The organism is Enterococcus sp. 3C7_DIV0644, assembly GCF_002141235.1.
Taxonomy (GTDB): domain Bacteria; phylum Bacillota; class Bacilli; order Lactobacillales; family Enterococcaceae; genus Enterococcus_D; species Enterococcus_D entomosocium.
The window spans coordinates 2,479,276-2,495,941 of the sequence record NZ_NGLK01000001.1 but is presented as its reverse complement, the minus strand read 5'-3'; the positions used below and the strand labels follow the sequence as shown (position 1 = coordinate 2,495,941).

At 40.7% G+C, this 16,666-nt stretch carries 13 protein-coding genes; 5 read left to right on the top strand and 8 right to left on the bottom strand.

Annotated features, from left to right (window positions below; translation table 11 throughout):
- The first annotated feature begins 35 nt into the window (after window positions 1–35).
- Window positions 36–611, top strand: coding sequence for a recombinase family protein (locus A5877_RS11810; RefSeq protein ID WP_086316891.1), 576 nt, complete (start codon window positions 36–38; stop codon window positions 609–611).
- Window positions 612–777: 166 nt separating this feature from the next.
- On the opposite strand, the gene A5877_RS11805 is transcribed toward A5877_RS11810, so the two are convergent.
- Window positions 778–3,438 (bottom strand): bacterial Ig-like domain-containing protein, encoded by a 2,661-nt coding sequence (locus A5877_RS11805; protein WP_086316890.1) that lies wholly within the window; start codon window positions 3,436–3,438, stop codon window positions 778–780.
- A 297-nt stretch (window positions 3,439–3,735) separates the two neighbouring features.
- Here A5877_RS11805 and A5877_RS11800 point away from each other — a divergent pair, with 297 nt between their 5' ends.
- From A5877_RS11800 to A5877_RS17205, 3 genes are all read left to right on the top strand, one after another.
- A complete protein-coding gene (locus A5877_RS11800) occupies window positions 3,736–5,241 on the top strand; it encodes a helix-turn-helix domain-containing protein (protein WP_086316889.1) in 1,506 nt (501 codons plus the stop codon).
- 459 nt (window positions 5,242–5,700) lie between these two features.
- Window positions 5,701–6,567 carry a LysR family transcriptional regulator gene (locus A5877_RS11795; RefSeq protein WP_008377960.1) on the top strand — a complete coding sequence of 289 codons (867 nt, stop codon included), beginning with the start codon at window positions 5,701–5,703 and terminating at the stop codon, window positions 6,565–6,567.
- Window positions 6,568–7,070: 503 nt separating this feature from the next.
- Entirely contained in the window at window positions 7,071–7,223 is a 153-nt protein-coding gene (locus A5877_RS17205; protein WP_008377957.1) for a hypothetical protein, read from the top strand.
- Window positions 7,224–7,274: 51 nt separating this feature from the next.
- On the opposite strand, the gene A5877_RS11790 is transcribed toward A5877_RS17205, so the two are convergent.
- The 4 genes from A5877_RS11790 to A5877_RS11775 all read right to left on the bottom strand — a co-directional run bounded on the left by A5877_RS11790 (window position 7,275) and on the right by A5877_RS11775 (window position 10,326).
- Window positions 7,275–7,808 (bottom strand): ParB/RepB/Spo0J family partition protein, encoded by a 534-nt coding sequence (locus A5877_RS11790; RefSeq protein ID WP_005232014.1) that lies wholly within the window; start codon window positions 7,806–7,808, stop codon window positions 7,275–7,277.
- Window positions 7,735–8,226, bottom strand: coding sequence for a hypothetical protein (locus A5877_RS11785; protein ID WP_050790962.1), 492 nt, complete (start codon window positions 8,224–8,226; stop codon window positions 7,735–7,737). Before A5877_RS11785 ends, A5877_RS11790 begins: the two co-directional genes overlap by 74 nt.
- 36 nt (window positions 8,227–8,262) lie before the next feature.
- The gene (locus A5877_RS11780) at window positions 8,263–9,570 is read right to left on the bottom strand and encodes a DUF3440 domain-containing protein (protein ID WP_008377955.1); all 1,308 of its coding nucleotides are present in this window, start codon (window positions 9,568–9,570) and stop codon (window positions 8,263–8,265) included.
- Window positions 9,571–9,801: 231 nt separating this feature from the next.
- The gene (locus A5877_RS11775) at window positions 9,802–10,326 is read right to left on the bottom strand and encodes a hypothetical protein (RefSeq protein ID WP_086316888.1); all 525 of its coding nucleotides are present in this window, start codon (window positions 10,324–10,326) and stop codon (window positions 9,802–9,804) included.
- Window positions 10,327–11,281: 955 nt separating this feature from the next.
- On the opposite strand from A5877_RS11775, the gene A5877_RS11765 reads away from it, so the two are divergent.
- Entirely contained in the window at window positions 11,282–11,470 is a 189-nt protein-coding gene (locus tag A5877_RS11765; RefSeq protein WP_005227564.1) for a hypothetical protein, read from the top strand.
- Window positions 11,471–11,883: 413 nt separating this feature from the next.
- Here the strand turns inward: A5877_RS11765 and A5877_RS11760 are convergent, their stop codons facing one another.
- From A5877_RS11760 to A5877_RS11750, 3 genes are all read right to left on the bottom strand, one after another.
- Window positions 11,884–12,810 (bottom strand): LacI family DNA-binding transcriptional regulator, encoded by a 927-nt coding sequence (locus tag A5877_RS11760; protein ID WP_008377949.1) that lies wholly within the window; start codon window positions 12,808–12,810, stop codon window positions 11,884–11,886.
- Window positions 12,811–13,041: 231 nt separating this feature from the next.
- Window positions 13,042–15,405, bottom strand: a complete 2,364-nt coding sequence (locus tag A5877_RS11755) for an HAD-IC family P-type ATPase (protein ID WP_086316887.1) — start codon at window positions 15,403–15,405, stop codon at window positions 13,042–13,044.
- A 366-nt stretch (window positions 15,406–15,771) separates the two neighbouring features.
- Window positions 15,772–16,503 (bottom strand): bifunctional 2-polyprenyl-6-hydroxyphenol methylase/3-demethylubiquinol 3-O-methyltransferase UbiG, encoded by a 732-nt coding sequence (locus A5877_RS11750; protein WP_176273459.1) that lies wholly within the window; start codon window positions 16,501–16,503, stop codon window positions 15,772–15,774.
- Window positions 16,504–16,666: the final 163 nt, after the last annotated feature.

The window sequence follows — 16,666 nt, the reverse complement described above, 5'->3', positions numbered from 1 at the left end:
TGTAGACTTATTTTTGTGCAACTGGAGGAATTCGTATGACAAATATGGTTTATGGGTACGCACGTGTCTCCACAAGACAACAGGATCTCTCGCGTCAGTTAGATTTACTTGACCGGTATGAGTGCAATAAAATTTATACGGAAAAGATCAGTGGTGTTCGTGCGAATCGTCCTGAATTAAATAAATTAAAAAAACGAGTGAAAGAAAACGATAAAATCATCATTGAAAGTTTCTCGCGACTAGGAAGAAGTACCAAAGATCTCATTGATCTTGTCTACTTTTTTGAAAAAAAAGGAGTAAAGCTTATCAGTATCAAAGAAAATTTTGATACGCAAACCCCACAAGGGAAATTGATGATGACTGTTTTCCAAGCCTTTAGCCAATTCGAACGAGACATCATCGTCGAACGGACCAAAGAAGGCTTAGAATCCGCTCGTGCTAGAGGAAATATCGGTGGTCGCCCACGAATCGATCCTGGACTGATTCAACACGCAATGAACCTTTATCAAAAAGAAGGAAAAGCTGTTGTGGATATCTGTGCCCAAACAGGGTTAAAACGATCAACTTTTTATCGTTATCTTAGTCTGGAAAAAGAGGAAATCGTTTCATAAATACAAGTGCTGGCTAAACTTAGTACTCTCGGCTGCTCACTATATAAATAAACAGGACGAACATTGCTGATGTTTGTGATTGCTTTTTTGTTCTCTCTTAAAGCAATTCATCCAGCTTGTTCGTCCTGTATGTTTTATTCTTCTAGCTCTTTTGTCGATCCTATTGTTATTTTCTCCATGATTTCTTACGGTACAAGAGCACCAACCCGCCGATTAAGAATAGGATACCTGTAACACTTAGCAAAACACTGCTTGTTTCTCCTGTTTTTGGCAGTTGCTTAACAGTGGATTGTTTGCTTGCTTTGATCGGTGTTGTCTGTCCTGTTGCTGAGGGGTTGTCTGATTGTTCTGATGGACGTTTTTCGTTTTTCTCATCATCGTTTGTTTCTGACGTCTCTGTCTCAGGACGTGCCTTAATTGGTTCTTCTGTTATTGGATCAGACGCTTCAGTTTCAGGAAATTCAGTCCCAGGCGACTCACTTTCCGGGCGATTTTCTTCTGGTACTTCTGTTGGCGTTTCGTCAGGTGTTTCGCTGACTTTTGCTTGTATAGTAATCACGGCATGGGCAATCACTGCTCCGTAATGGTAGGAAACCGTGTATTGACCGACTATGTTGTTGTTCACTGTGCCATTGACTTCTACTTCTGAAAAGGCTACTTTTTTGCCATCACGATCGGTGGCAGAATCAAAGTTTGTTTCTGGCAACCATTCATCGCCTTGCTTGATCGTTGAATCGTGGACTTTTAGGGATGTTTCATCCGCTTTGACGGTGATAGTGGCTTTGCTTTCTACACCGCGATAAATGTAAGTGACCTCGTACTCGCCTGCTTTCGTTGTGTCTGCTTTTCCTGTAACGGTGATATCTTCAAAATCAACAGGTTTACCATCCCGATCTGTTGCGCTATCGAAGTTGTCTTTGGCTGTCCAGTTTTCCCCTGTGTACAACTCGCTATCGTGGACTTTGACTGTAGTTTGATCGGCTTTGACGGTGATAAGGGCTTTGCTTTCTAAGTCATGATAGCTGTATATAACTTCATACTCGCCTACTTTCGTCGTATCGACAATCCCTGTGACAGTGATATCCCCAAAATCAACAGATGAACCGTCTCTATCTGTTGCATTATCGAAATTATCCTTAGCTGTCCAGTTATCCCCTGTGTACAACTCACTATCGTGGACTTTGACTGCCGTTTGGTTGGCTTTGACGGTGATAGTGGCTTTGCTTTCTACGCCGTGATAGCTGTAAGTGACCTCGTACTTTCCTGCTTGCGTTGTATCGACAGTCCCCGTGACAGTGATATCCCCAAAATCAACAGATGAACCATCTCTATCTGTTGCACTATCGAAATTATCCTTAGCTTTCCAGTTGTCCCCTGTGTACAACTCGCTGTCATGGGCAGTCACCTTGGTTTGGTCAGCTTTGACGGTGATCACAGCTTTTGATGCTACTCCATCATAACGATAAACTACCTCATAGGACCCCGTTTTTTTAGTATCTACGCTTCCTTCAACGTTCACATCCGCAAACGAAACTGGGTTGTTATCCCGATCTACGGCTTGATCAAAGTTATCTTCTGCGGCCCAGTCATCGCCGACGTATATCGAAGAATCATGAACCTTAATCGCAGTGAATCGTGGTTTTACGAGTATCGTTGCTTCTTTACTCACATGATTCAATTGATAACTGATTTTATACGTAGCGGCTTTGTTAGTATCTACTTGTCCGGAAACACGACCACCCTCAGCAATAAATTCCTCATAAGTCAAAGTTTTGCCTTCTTTTGAAATAGCTTGCTCAAAATTATCCGCCGCTGTCCATGTATCCTGTTCATAAATCGTGGTATCTTTCACGGTCAGATTGGTATAGTCAGTCGGTGCTTTTTGATAGACGTACGTCACCGTTACTTCGCCACGAGGAAGAACACCTTTTGCATTCGTTGGCAGTTGACTGGTATCAAGGATGTACCCCGGAATTTGTGGAATAAACGCACTTGTAGAGACATCATAAGGCTCATTGGTACTATCATTGATCGTTTGGGAAGGATAGATTTCCATACCAGTCTCATCCACATATTTAATGGTCAGATGGCTATTTGTAAAGCGAATATTATATGTTGCTGTAAACAAAAGGTTACCGTTAGCGTCGGTATATTCTAAAACCGCTGTTAAACCGTAATAGTTGATCGTAAAACCTGTGAAGCTTGTCCAAGATATATTTAATTGATTGGTACCAGTCACTTCACTTGTATACCATAGTCCCACTAGCATGTATACCTTATCCGTTTTGTAGACATAAAAATCTTCTGTCAGCTGCGGGTCTTGGTATAGTGTTTGGTGTGCGTATTTTTCCGGGATTGGCAAATCCAAAACCAGTGCTTTATACTTGATCGGATCATATTCTACAGTCAGATCGTAGTTGAAACTCTCGATACTCTTCGTTGATTCTGCAGCGAGAGGTTGACTATCCGTAGATTCTACATTGGTTTCAGCAGATGGGGCAGTAACTGAAATTTGAGTTTTTTCTGCAACATCAGCTGCGTTAGATTGATTTGTTTCTGAGTTTGAAGTGGTGGTCACCACTTCACTTTCGGTTGCTTCAGAAGATATGACGTCAGCATTTCCTTCTTGGGTATCTGTCTTTTCTCCTGTGTTCATGCTTCCTGTTGAATCTGCCAGCAAGGGAACCGATGAGTCTATGAATGGTATTTGCTGCTCTGTTTGTTGTGTTTCTGTTGCCTGAGCGATCGGCCATGTGCTTGGAAAGGTTGTCCCTAAAATCAGCATCCCTATTAAACCGCTCTTAATTATAACTACGCGTTTTTTCATTTTTACTTTTTCTCCTTTTTCTTTTTCCAAACTTTATTCACACTTACTTCCGTTCCAATCTGTCCAAATTTTGGTTGACTGCAACTGGCAGGGGTGTTTTCTATAAAATAACTCCCTTAAATGACTGTCCTTCGCAAAAATATGTGGGCGCCGCATCTTTAACATGAATTCCTTCAATTTTCAAGGGATAAGACTTCTTGAATGGCCCAGAGTATTATATAATTTACTTAAAACGAATGGTTTTTATATTCGATCGCTGATCGCTCCCACAGGGTCTTGAAAGAGGTGGTGACATCAATGTTAGAAAATTTATCCATCAACTTACATCGAGATAAGGCATTTTCTCGTCAAGTAAAAATTCTGCAAGTGCTAAATGCAGCACCCGCAGGGTATCACCCGCAAGAGTTGGCGACATTATTGGGACTTTCCTTGCCTACAGTCTCTAAAGAATTAAGTATTTTAAGCGACAGTTTGCCGAAAGATCTGGTCAAGATCAAACTTTCTGGATCCAACATCGTTTCGATTGAGTATGCACCAAATGCTTCAATCAATTCTGCCATTCAGCTTTTGGGCATGGAAACGTTGGAGTTTAAAATCATGTCTAGTATCATTGATAATAAAAAATACTCTATTCACCGAGCAACGATCGAATTTGGCTATTCCCGCAGTCATCTGTTGCGAACGATCAGTTATATGAACAAATCTTTACAAACCTATTCTGTGACCATCGCAACGAATCATCTTGATTTTATCGGTACCGAAGCCGATATTCGCTTTTGTCTGTTTGTCTTTTTCTCCGCTTATGGCGATAGCACGATCTTAGATAAAGACAGCCCTGCAGATGCGCGTCTTCTGGTCCAAAAAGCAAAAGAAGCCAACAAAAAAGATTTGCATTACAGTCATTATCGACTTGCCCTATGGCTAAGTATTGCCAAGCGTAGGTGGCGCTATTCTTACTTTTTGACATTGCCACCGTCTTTAGAACGCAATCTATTAGAGAAAGAACGCTTCGCTGTTTTCTCAAAAATATTAAACGAACATTATTTGAAAAAATATCGGATCATCCACTTGCCGCAACAAGAACTCCTTTGGATCTTCCTCAATGCTCTCCACTGCATTTCGTATAGTACGATGGATATTAATGGGGAAAGCGAGGCGGATTACATTTTTCACCATACAGAGAAACCAGAAATTCTCGCAGAAGTTGCTGCCTTTTTAAAGAAACCTGGAATAGCTATCCTTCCTGCAGCATCACACAAAATCATCGCATATCTCGTAAATCTCCGCTTGTTAACGATGATTTCTGCGAATTACGAATTTGCCGATCCCCAGATCAAAACCTTTGTTGAAGCGACATTCAAGACGGACTACCTTGCTTGGAATAAATGGTTGAAACAGTTTAATGAACAAAGTCGTTTCTTTTCGTTTACTCACTTAGAGCATGTCGCAGTTACGTTGACCTTGTTAAGCGAACTTTCTTCTAGCAATCAGCTAAAAAAACATCTCAAAGTGGCCTTTGCTTTTCAAGGTGGTGCTGGATTAGATGCCTTTTTAGCCGCATCAACAGAGCTATTCAAAAATGACCATACAGAAATCAGTTATTTTTTTGAAGTGGCCCCTGATGAACAAGAATTGATCCATCGAGAAATTGATTTGATCGTTAGCAATTTTGACTTGCATCTGAAAAGTAACACCAAATTTCAGCAACTACGAATTTCCAATGTTCCTACCCTTTCGGACTGGACGATCATCCACAAAACGATTGAACAGCTGATTCAGCCAAGAATCACACCGATTCATTGACCTAAGGCAACTGTCGGCCTTCTTGAAGGAAGCGCCGTCAGTTTTTTCATTGCATGGTTTGCTATTTTAGTCCTTTCCTAAGTATCCATTTTTCTTTTCTCTTAGCGTGTCTATTTTTTTCACATCAGAAAAAAATCAGACCTTTTTTCAAGATTCCTCTCCTAACAAATGCTTTTCTTTTCAAGCGCAGCGTAAAAATTCATTGTCTTGTTTTCGTGTGCTGCTCGTAATCCCTGAAAAGTTGGGATGTTTGGTGTATTTTTTTATGATAGAAATTTTAGCAGCTACTCTTAGCACCAAATGTGAAAAGCGTTATTTTAAAAGCAAAGAAACATACGATCAAAACAGACTGCATGTTTTAAATAACTTTTGTATCTATTTTTTTTATTTACTAGAAAAAAAAGAAATCTTCTCCCCGCTCCTTTTTTGTATAATAGGTAAAAAGAGAGGGGGACCAATGTGGATTTTATCAAAGAGCTGCACTCCTTTAAAACGATCGTTGAAGAAGGTACGTTTACGAAAGCTGCTGCTAAATTAAACTATGCCCAATCGACGGTTACGAACCATATCAAAAAGTTAGAAGAAGAGTTAGAAGTAGCGTTATTTTTGGAAGGAAAAAGCAATGTACTCACGTTGGAAGGTGAATTGTTGAAACAGGCGGTTCCTGGTCTGATCGCTCAGTGGGAGGAGGTCAAAGAACAGTTGCTCAATGCTTCGAACACAGTCGAATATTCTTTACGGATGGGCATCGTCCCCCCTTATGACATGTTGATTTTACCGGAGCTTCTCCATGTATTTTCCCACCAATACCCAAAAATAAAATTCGAGATCATGGTGGGATCCACGCTGGCATTAGCCGATGCATTAAAAGAAAATCGTATTGATTTTGCGTTATGCTCACTTCCTCACGAAGATTCCTTTGTCTATGAAGAACTTTTACAAGAAGAAATCTGCTGCATCACTTCGATCACGAACCCATTGATCATTAAGGAATTAGCCGACCTTACAGGAATCCATCTATACAGTTCCGGCGGTGACTGTCCTGCACTTAGAAATATCGAGGGCTACCTTGACCAGTGTGTACCTTCGCTCCAATGGGAATATGTCAGCAGCAGCACGACGATTCCTTATTTGATTGAACAAACAGGCTTCTGCGGTCTAGTCCCGCGTTCGATCATTGATCAAACATGCGCTCAAGTAAAAATTTTATCACTGCCTTTACCGAATCTCCGCATGACGATTGGCTTACTGTCAAAGCAACCATTGACACTTTTCCCGAATATTACAAAAAAGTTTGTCTTTGAGTTAAAAATGCGCTTACTGTAATTGTTATAAAACCAGTTTGATCACGATCGATTTTTATGCAGTTATTCTTCAAAAAAAAAATGATAGTATTTATTCTAGCAGCAAAGAAGCAGCGTGAAAACAAATAGCCGCACAACCTCTTTCTGTTCTACAGACGTTGTGCAGCATAGCTTTTCATTTCGCTTATAATTATTCAATCAGATGATTACCTCTTGTTTCGCCACTCACTTTTTGTTATCATTTTACTTTTTTTATGCAAACTGGTACGATTATTCATGCTATCCGCAGGAGATAAAAAAGCCACTGTTGTTCTTTACATTTCAGAATTTTTTACCGATTATAAAAAATAGAAACGTTCTTTCATCCTTTCCAATGTATACTCTACTTTGGAAAAGAACAATCACCAAAAAAGGCTGGACTTGAAAACCGTTCGATCATGTTTTTAGTAGCAGGCAGTTATTGCTCAAGGAGCCTATTTTTGCAATTGTCAGAAAAAATAGACGATGAGAAAAGGAGGAAAAACTATGTTTATCATTGAAGCGATCTTCAGCTTTCTAAGAGACACATTAGGTGTGATCCTGGCCATTCTCTTAGGGACGCTTTGTTTGTCGATGGTGATCAATCTGATCGTTATCGTTGTAAAAAACACCTATTCAAAATTTAAAAAGAATTATTAACGAATCGCTGTCTTCTAATAGATAGCTTTTTTAGATAGTTTTTTCAACCTCTCAGGTCTCTTTTTTGCCTTTATAGTATCTTTTTTCAAACTCAATCCAAGATTTGCTGAATTCATGGTTGGAAAAGGCACTTTTTAAGCCTGAGCGCTGCTTAAAGCGAAAGACCTCTTCGCGGTCCATCCCCAATTCCTTGGCAATTCGTTCATCCGACCACTCGTTAGCGACCAACTGCTGCACGATGTTTCCCATCTTCTCGATGCCATGGGTACCACGTGCTCGATTGTGGCGAATCGTTGAAGCGATGCGATTCTCAAAAGGCTTATCGATCACTGTGACCGGAACGCTTGGCAATTCTAAGCGATCTTTTGCTACGACATACCGATGAAACCCATCGATCAAAATATACTTGTCCTGCTCCTTATCGTGGTAACAAACCAGTGGCTGCGTAAAGCCATCTTCCCGAATCGACAGTTCCAGCAAATCCATCTCTGGAGCAGCCACGGTGTTGGGATTATACGTATTCGCGTGAATCTTGCTGACTGGGATCAGCTTCGCCGCTAACACTGGAAAATCGATATCGCTCATGAGGTACTACACTCCTTTTTAGAAATGAATAATTTTTTGTTTGTCGATAGACCGCAAACCCTTTTGACTCCAAAAGTGCAATTTCACTAGGCTGGTTACTAGAAGCGAGAATCTCTGCTTCTGGGTAGTTGCGGCTGATATCCACCAACATTTTCCGTAAAAGAAACTTTTTAAATTGAGCAGTTGGATCTTTTTCATAAAATTCCCCTAGCTCCACTTTATTGACGCCTTTTTCATAATAAGAAAAAGCGGTCACCCGTTTTTCGTCATCAAGAATCACATACCAGTAGCAGTTCTCATCATTGACTAAGTACGGAAATTGCTGCTGATACACCCGTTCCGCAAAAAATGCCCCCATCAATTGATAGAATTGGCTTTTCTTATACGGTGGAAAAAATAAAACCAATCGTTCGTTCACAAAACCCTTCCTCTCTAGGGACACATTCGTCCATCGTTAGGTGATTTTTTTCGTTAAATACTCATATTTGGCATTCAATTTTTTTAACTGATACTTGGGTAAATGCTCGATTCCCAACGCCGCCCCAAAATCGACCGCCAACTCATACAATTCCGTCTCATCTTTTTTCGTCAGACTGTATTGTCGCGTGCTCAAAGAAAAATCATTTTTTTCTAACGCACGAGCGATCCCTTTCCAGTCATGCCAGAGTACTTCGTTTTTCAGCCACTCCTTACGTTTGGTCACATCGGGAATGTCTTCCACTTCGATCCCGTGCTTTTCTCGATAATGATCAATCAAGATTGTGATTTTGCGGTAATAATGGTCCTGTAATTTCTTTGAATAAAGTCCAATTGATTCCAGTAAAAAGACCGCATACTCTTGCCAAGTCATATGACTTGGCTTTCTCGTATTGTAATGCGCCAATAATCCCGTCTGGGCATACAATCGACCAAAATTGGCTCCTGACACGCGGTTGACGACGCGTTCCCACGTTTCCGGTTCCACCAGAGCATATTGGTATAAGCCTTTTCGTTGCTGCATACCATAAGGCTGACAGATTCGCATTTGATGAATCGGAACGCCATGATCATATAATTTTTCATAAAAGCCATTGATCGGCCAGTCAAAATGGGCATAGGCGCCCCAGACATCTTCTGTCTTCCAATCATAGATGGGGTAAAAATTGACGACCATGGAATCTGCTACTTGCCGTTTGATCCAGCATTGCTTCCGAAAGTTATACTTTGGCGAAGTGATCGACCGATATCGGTATAGACTTTCCTGTGTTCGGATGCCAACGCCACAAGCAACGGGTTCACACTGATGATAGTTTGCGTACCAGTGAGCAAAGTTTCGTAAGAACTTATCTGGATTCATATTTGCACTCTGATAGATTTCCATCAATGATTCATCTAAATCAGCAAGTGAAATTGCATCTTTTGGCATCATCTGTACCCACTTCTCACGTTCTTGTTCATCCCACATCAGCCATTGTGGCTGAAATACGCTAGTGTTGTTGTCCTCGTAAAAGGGCAAACAGAAGTGAAAGGTTTGATTGATAGTTGGTAACGCTTTGATTTTTTCCATGAACGTTCTCGTAGCATCATAATTTGCCTCGATATCTAAAATCAGCAGATCAAAAGTTTTCTTTTTTTGTCGGGCGACTTGGTCAGCCAACTGAATCATGGCACCGCTATCTTTTCCACCACTGAAAGAGAAATAAACATGGGGAAAGGTATCAAAAATATATTCCAGGCGCGTCATCGCCGCTTCCAGCACATTATCCTTACAATATTTCTTCATAAAAGCTCATGTCCTCATTTTATTTGTCCTTTTTTTGAATAAGTATTACATTCTAGTATAAAGTTTCACTTAGCTTCTTACAAGGACTTAAGGGAGATTTTGCATTCGATACATGCAAATAATTGTTAGCTATCATTGCAATGTGTTCCCCATTGCTCACTACTATTCCTAGTAATCAAGAAAAATAGTAGAAAAATTCCTTCTGAAACAAGTTTTATTGCTTTTCTTGATTCATTCAGCCAAAAGGGTTTGAAGGACTTTTTCAATACGCTTCACTTGTTTTTCATTGAAGTGGGACAGCCATTCTTGATCCGCAAGTAAACGCTGAATCTCTTGCTGAAGGTCTTTGTATCGACTGGCTTCCTGGATGTTTTCAGTCATTTTCAAGAAATTACTAATTTTTTCTCCTTTAGGCAGCAGTACATACTCTTGCTTGATCCCTTCAAACTTGTCTTCATGATCAATCACCAAAAGTTGAGTGATCAAATCATGAGCGATCCACCGATGATAGGAGTTTTTATGGGTATGCAATGCCCAGATCCGTTCCCATTCATCATAAATCAGCTCAGGGTTTTTAACGGCTACTTCTTTAATGATCAAATAACTATTAAAATACTCATTGATATGATTTTGACCATCAACGATATTCTCCACTAGCCTCTCTCTTACCTTTCGATCATCGATCGCCGTTTGCACAAACGGTTGGGGATCAAAGGATGTTGTCTGGAAATGACCTGCGATTTCTAGGTAGTCCATGCTTTCACCTTCTTTAAAAATTATAAGATTATTTTACAGGTTTGAACCTCTATGTTTATTTTAACAGAATCTATGTGCGAAAAAAGTGGCTTTTATATTCCCCTTCTTTTATCAATCATCCATTCTGATCACGTAGGTAGACTAACGCCACTTTGAATATCATACTTTTTGGAAAACCCAATTTAAAATTGAAAACAGCTGGAAAGAATCCTTTCGATCCTTTATCCACTAACACTGCTATCTATTGATTTCTTCCGTTCGTCTATTGAGCGCTAGGAAAAGTGCAAGCTTCCTTTTATATCCTTTTCTGAAAGGAGCCCTTCACAAGAGAACCTGCTGGCAACTACTTTCTCGTTAAATTCCCAATGTCACTGACACAAAAAAGGAAGTCCCGCGTTCGGGACTTCCTAACGTTCTTTTCTCTTCAAATACTATTTCACGCATAGCTGCGAGATGCTGGATCACGCGTCCTTTCTCCGAATACCTCGGTCGGTAGGCATTTTGATCCATTGTTCTGGTGGACGCTTTCTGATTTTTTTTGGTGCAAACATCAGTTGAATAGTTCTTTTGACAAAGTTATTTCGGTATACGTTTTCCATAACTTCCACGCCCTTTTCAATTGATTTAGGAAGCGGTGACGTCGATCCTTCTTCCTATTTTTATTATAAGCCCCAATCCGGTACAAAACAAACAATTCAGCTGCTGTTTTCTCCCATTCGTTTAGATGAAATCTGTGATTGCTGCTTAAAAAAAGCAGCATATATTCTTGAATAAAGTTCAATAAGCCACCGCATATTTATTGAAAAACATAATGAAAAATTGCAGAAAAAGATCGAAACTACTCGAGACAAACGCCAAAGGGCTGTGTTTTTGAATGAAAAATCGTTTCACTTTACTTTTTCTTAAATTTTAATTATTATTCTTTTGAAATAAGAATAATGAAGGAGATAAAAACATGGAAAAATACCAAGTGTTCCCTGGTCAAAACTATCAGGCAAATGTTATTGGCTTTACCGGTTTACAAGAAGTTAGTGTGATTCATGTTTACGAGAATACTGCAACTGTTCTAATCAAAGAAACAGCTGAAACAGGTGTTGCTAAGCTATGTAATTTTCTAGTTGGTGCCACACAATTAGTTAGTTGATCCTCTTTTATTAACCAAAACATGAGGAGCCATTTGCCATCCAACATGTTGTAGGAAAACGATTTGAAAGTAGTCCTTTGTGAGCTTGCTCTTTTCCTATTCATCAATTACAGCAGTATTTTTATTTATCTACTCAATATCTCTCTACTTTATATATAAATAGTGTTAGAATGAACAAAAGGAAACGTATCAGGCTTCCCCCAAGAGAATCTTCCCCAAGTACTCTTGTCTGATACGTTTCCTATTTTTGTGGCGAAAAAGCCACAGACCAATGGTAGCCCTTTACTCTGTGAAAAGCAAGCATTCAAAATTGATTTTTTCTTTATTTTTTTATTTTATCTCCTCAAATTCCCTTTAAAAATCAGGCAAAAACACACCTCTCGTAATAAGGTGTGTTCTTTTTTTGACAATGATTATTCACGAATAATAAGTTCATAAGGCAGAATGATCTGTTCTTGTTTTCTTTCTTGAAACAAGCGAAAGGCTTCTTTGCCGCACTGATTCAGATGAAACTCAACGGAAGAAAAATGCAGCATTTGACTGATAAGCAGGTTTTCTTGTCCAATCACGATGGGTGCTGTCCCGTGGGAGTATTGATTCAAAATCATTGCTGCGATTTCGTCTCCATTTGTGATCACCCCATCGATTCCTCGTTCTTTAAAAAAGGCTGCTGCGGAAATCCCGTCTTGGGCTTTGATACAATCCCAATAAATATCGGCTTCCGAAAAAGCAGGAAACAGCTCCTTGGCTTTTGCGATGGTATTGACTGAATTGCAGCTAAGACGTTTGCTGCGCCCGAGCGTCAGTCCCAAACGTTTTACGCCTTGTTCTTTTAAATAATTGATACTAGCTGTCACAGAGCCGACCAAGTCGATCGCAACGAAAGGAACAGCAGTACCGGTCGAATTTTCACAAAAAACGATCGGTCCTTTTTCCATGTAGGGATAAAACGTCTCGATATGATTTGCGCGGGTAATGACGATCAATCCATCAAACCCTTTTGCAGCGAATTCTTCTAGATATTCTAGTTCCAATTTCCGATCAAAATTGGTCGGCAATAACGTCACTTTGTATTTTTTAGCAAAGGCTTCTTCCATAATGCCATTTAGAATCCCATCAAAAAAGGCGTGATTGACAAACGGCACGATGACCCCAATATTATAGGTTTTCCCCGAGCTGAGCTTTTGGGCGATCTTATTCGGTTTGTAATCCAGTTCTTCCATCACCGCCAAAATCGCTGCTCGCTTTTGCTCATCGACATAAGGATGGCCATTGATCACACGAGAGACTGTCGTGATCGAAAAACCAGTGATTTTTGCTATATCGCGTATCGTTGCCATTTCCTTCATTCCTATCTGTTTGTTTTACGATTGACCTAAGTCTACCATAGAAAATTTACTGATTCACTTTCGATAAATTTTCTGAAAAGGTCCCTTGGTTGATTGTACGGTATGAAACGAGTTTCATAGCAAGACTTAGACTCCTTGAAAATAAAAGAAATTTATTTATAAACAAAAACTGATTGCTTAGCAAGCTACAAGCGCTACTTAAGCAATCAGTTTTTCTACTGTTTACTGAATCATTTCTTTTGATAAGCTTTTACGTTTCTTCGTATACCTTCGCATCAGTAACTCGATGCCCTTATCCGCAAAGCGTTGCATATAGGCGGAAAAATTCAACAAGGCAATCAAGAGAATGAGGTTGAGATAGCTGGTATTGCCTAGGTTAAAGAGGTCACGACCGACGATCAAGGCAGCAAAGTACAAGATCTGGGTGCTGAAAAAAATCATCGTTCGATAGCTGTTGATCGCTGGATAGACTTTTTTCTGGATCAAGCGATAGTTCCAAGCGGTAAAAATAATGCTCATGATCGATAGAGCTTTGCTGCTACTGTTGAACCAATAGCCAAAGTTGATGATCAGCAGAGTTCCTACCGTAATCGTCAATGCTGTTGGAAAAGCATTTTTGAAAATCGTTGTCATAAAGTCCCCTTTGATCCGATTGAAGTCTGGTTCAAAGTTTAAAAAGAAGGTCGGAATGCCGACAAAGCAGGCATTGATGATCGTTAATTGGATCGGCTCAAAAGGATATGTCGTTCCTGATAACAACGTCCCCATAGTGATCATGATGGAGAATAAGACTTGCACTAGCACCAATGAACCTGAGCGAGTAATGTTATTGATTACTCGGCGGCCTTCATCCATGACCGATGGCAAAGCATCGAATTGATTTTCCAAAAGCACCAAATTTGATACTTGACGCGCAGCATCGACACCGGAAGCCATCGCGATGGAACAGTCGGCTTCTTTCAGCGCCAAAACATCATTGACGCCATCGCCAGTCATCGCGACAGTATGCCCTTGTTCTTTCAAGTAGAGTACCATTTCTTTCTTTTGTTGCGGCGTCACTCGACCAAAAATCTGATAGTTGCTGACAGCTTCTTTTAATTCGGCTGCAGTTAATTTTGATACATCGATAAAATCAGCAGCCCCTGGTAGATTGACTTTTTTCGCGATTTGACTGACTGTCACTGGATCATCGCCAGAGATGATCTTGCATTGGATTGCTTGTGAACGAAAATACTCCAAGGTCTCTTTGGCATCTTCACGGATCGTGTCTGACAGTAAATAAAATCCTAACGGTTCAATATCCGTCGGCAGTCCTGCCTCCTCATAGCCTTGCGCACTGTGCGCCAAAACGATCACCCGGTAGCCTTCTTCTGCCAGCTGTCTTTCCTGTTTTAAGACAGCTTCATGGTTGGTTCCCAGTAAAATCGACGCAGCTCCGATGAAATAAGTGCCTTGCCCTTCAAACGTGACGCAACTGAATTTGCGGTCAGATGAAAAGGGGACGACTTGCTGCATCTGGTAAGTCGTTTTTTCTGAAAAAAAGGTTCGTAGCGCCATTGCCGTTGGGTTCTGATCGGGTAGCTGAGCCATTAAGTTGCCGGTGATTTCTGCCAACGGTGTTTCCGATTGTAAGGAAATCGTCTTTTCCACCGTCATCTTGCCTTCGGTGATCGTGCCGGTTTTGTCTAAGCAAAGAACATCGACCCGTGCCAAAGCATCAATGCAGTTCAATTCCTGCACCATCACTTTTTTGCGCGCCAGATAGACGGCACTGATGGTCAATGTGACACTGGTCAATAAAAACAAACCTTCGGGGAACATCCCTACAGCTGCCGCCACCGTCCGTAAGATGGCGGTGTTGAAAGCCGCATGAGAGAAATAGAACTGTTTGACAAACAAGAGGGTACATAACGGTACCAAAATCAAGCTGATCCAACGAATGATTTTATTCAAACTGCCTTGGATCAAGTATTTTTGTCGTTTGATGGTCTTGGCTTCTTTGTTGATTTTTGCGATATAGTTATCAGCGCCTACGTGGATCACTTGGCACAACGCTTCACCAGCAGTGATAAAACTGCCAGAAAACAACTCGTCTGCCGGCTGTTTGTGGATCGTATCCATTTCACCAGTCAGCAAGGATTCATTGACTTCTAAAGATCCTTGAATGACTTTGGCATCCGTCGGCACTTGATCCCCGCTTTTCAGTCGTAACACATCATCCATTACGAGTTTGTGGATCGGCAAATTCTCCAGCTTACCATCCCGATAAACATCGGCTTTGGCAACTTTTAGCAGTGCCAGCTTATCTAGCGTTCGTTTGGAACGAACTTCTTGAAAGAGATTGATGATCACATTGCTGAAGACAACAAAGACGAACAAACCGTTTTGATAAGAACCCGTCAAACAGACGAGAAAGAATAGGACACAGTTGATTAAATTGAAAAAGGTAAAGATATTAGTAAACAGGATTTTCGGGTACGTATTCGTCGTATCCTTTTTTGTCTTATTGACTTGACCGCGCTGCACCCGCGCCTTGACTTCCCCTGACGTTAAGCCAATGGTTTGGTTGTTTTCGATGATCCTCACCCTTTCTAATCATAGTCATTTACTTTTCGTTTGCTGAATATTCTGCAAACGTGCATCGGACTTGGGAATGGTTATGTGTTTTTTCTATAAAACCAATTGGCGGCGATTGCGTAAGTTACGCCATCATCTATCGGCTTTTTTCCGTAAAAAAACAAGTACTGTCTAAAATATAGCATACCCTTTTAAGTAATGGCGTTTCATTTTTGTCACCTTCGCGTCACTTTAGGAATTAAAATAACAGTTTATTTTGTTAACTCACCCCCCTACACATCAAGCGATCACAGGCTTCATCGGTTGTTTCTTACGATGACACAAAACAAAAAAACAGCTGATCTTCACAGATCAACTGTTTAACAATTCTTTAAGTCAGCTTTTTCTAGCAGCTATTAGCAGCATCATTGGTCGGCGCATTTCGTCTTTCATTCCCGGTACTTCCAGTAATTCTTCTGGCGGCTGCGGCTCAATCACTTTTTCTAAAATGAAGCCGTTTTGCAATAAGGTCATTAAATAGGTTGTCAGGGTACGATGGTATTTGGTCACCGTTTCACCTAAAAATTGCGCTTCCCGCTTGCCTTCATAATAGTAATGATCGACTGGGAAATGCTGGATTTCCCCCTGCATATCATACTGCCAATCTTGCGATCCTTCCGCAGTATAAACCGGATGCTCCACCGAAAATACGAGTACACCACCAGGTTTCAGCCAGACCGATATGCTTTTGATCAATGTTTCGAACGTTGCCACATAGTGAAACGCCAATGAACTTAAAACAACGTCTATTGTGGCTGGAGGAAGTGTCACTTCTTCCATTGCGACACATTGATACGTTATTTTCGGATCAGGGTGCCTTTTCTTGGCCTCCTCGAGCATCCGTTGAGATATGTCAGTTCCTAGTACTGCTGCCGCTCCATGGTTTACAGCATATTGGCAATGCCATCCATACCCGCAGCCTAAATCAAGTACCTGCTTTTTTTCGAAATCAGGCAACATTTTTTCTAGCGTCTGCCATTCCCCAGCTCCTTGCAGGCCTTTTTGCGAACGAGTCATTTCACTGTATTTCGTAAAAAACGTTTGGTCATCATATTTGTTTTCTTTCATCATTTGTTCCTCCCATGTAAATCGTTTTTTGCTGGTCTTGATCTACATGGGCTTAGGCAATTTTTTGGGAAATAATGCCACCACACATCAGCTTTTTCCTCCTTGCTCTGATTAACGCCATCATAGCACGATTTTCAGTCTCTCACAATTGATAGCAAGTCGC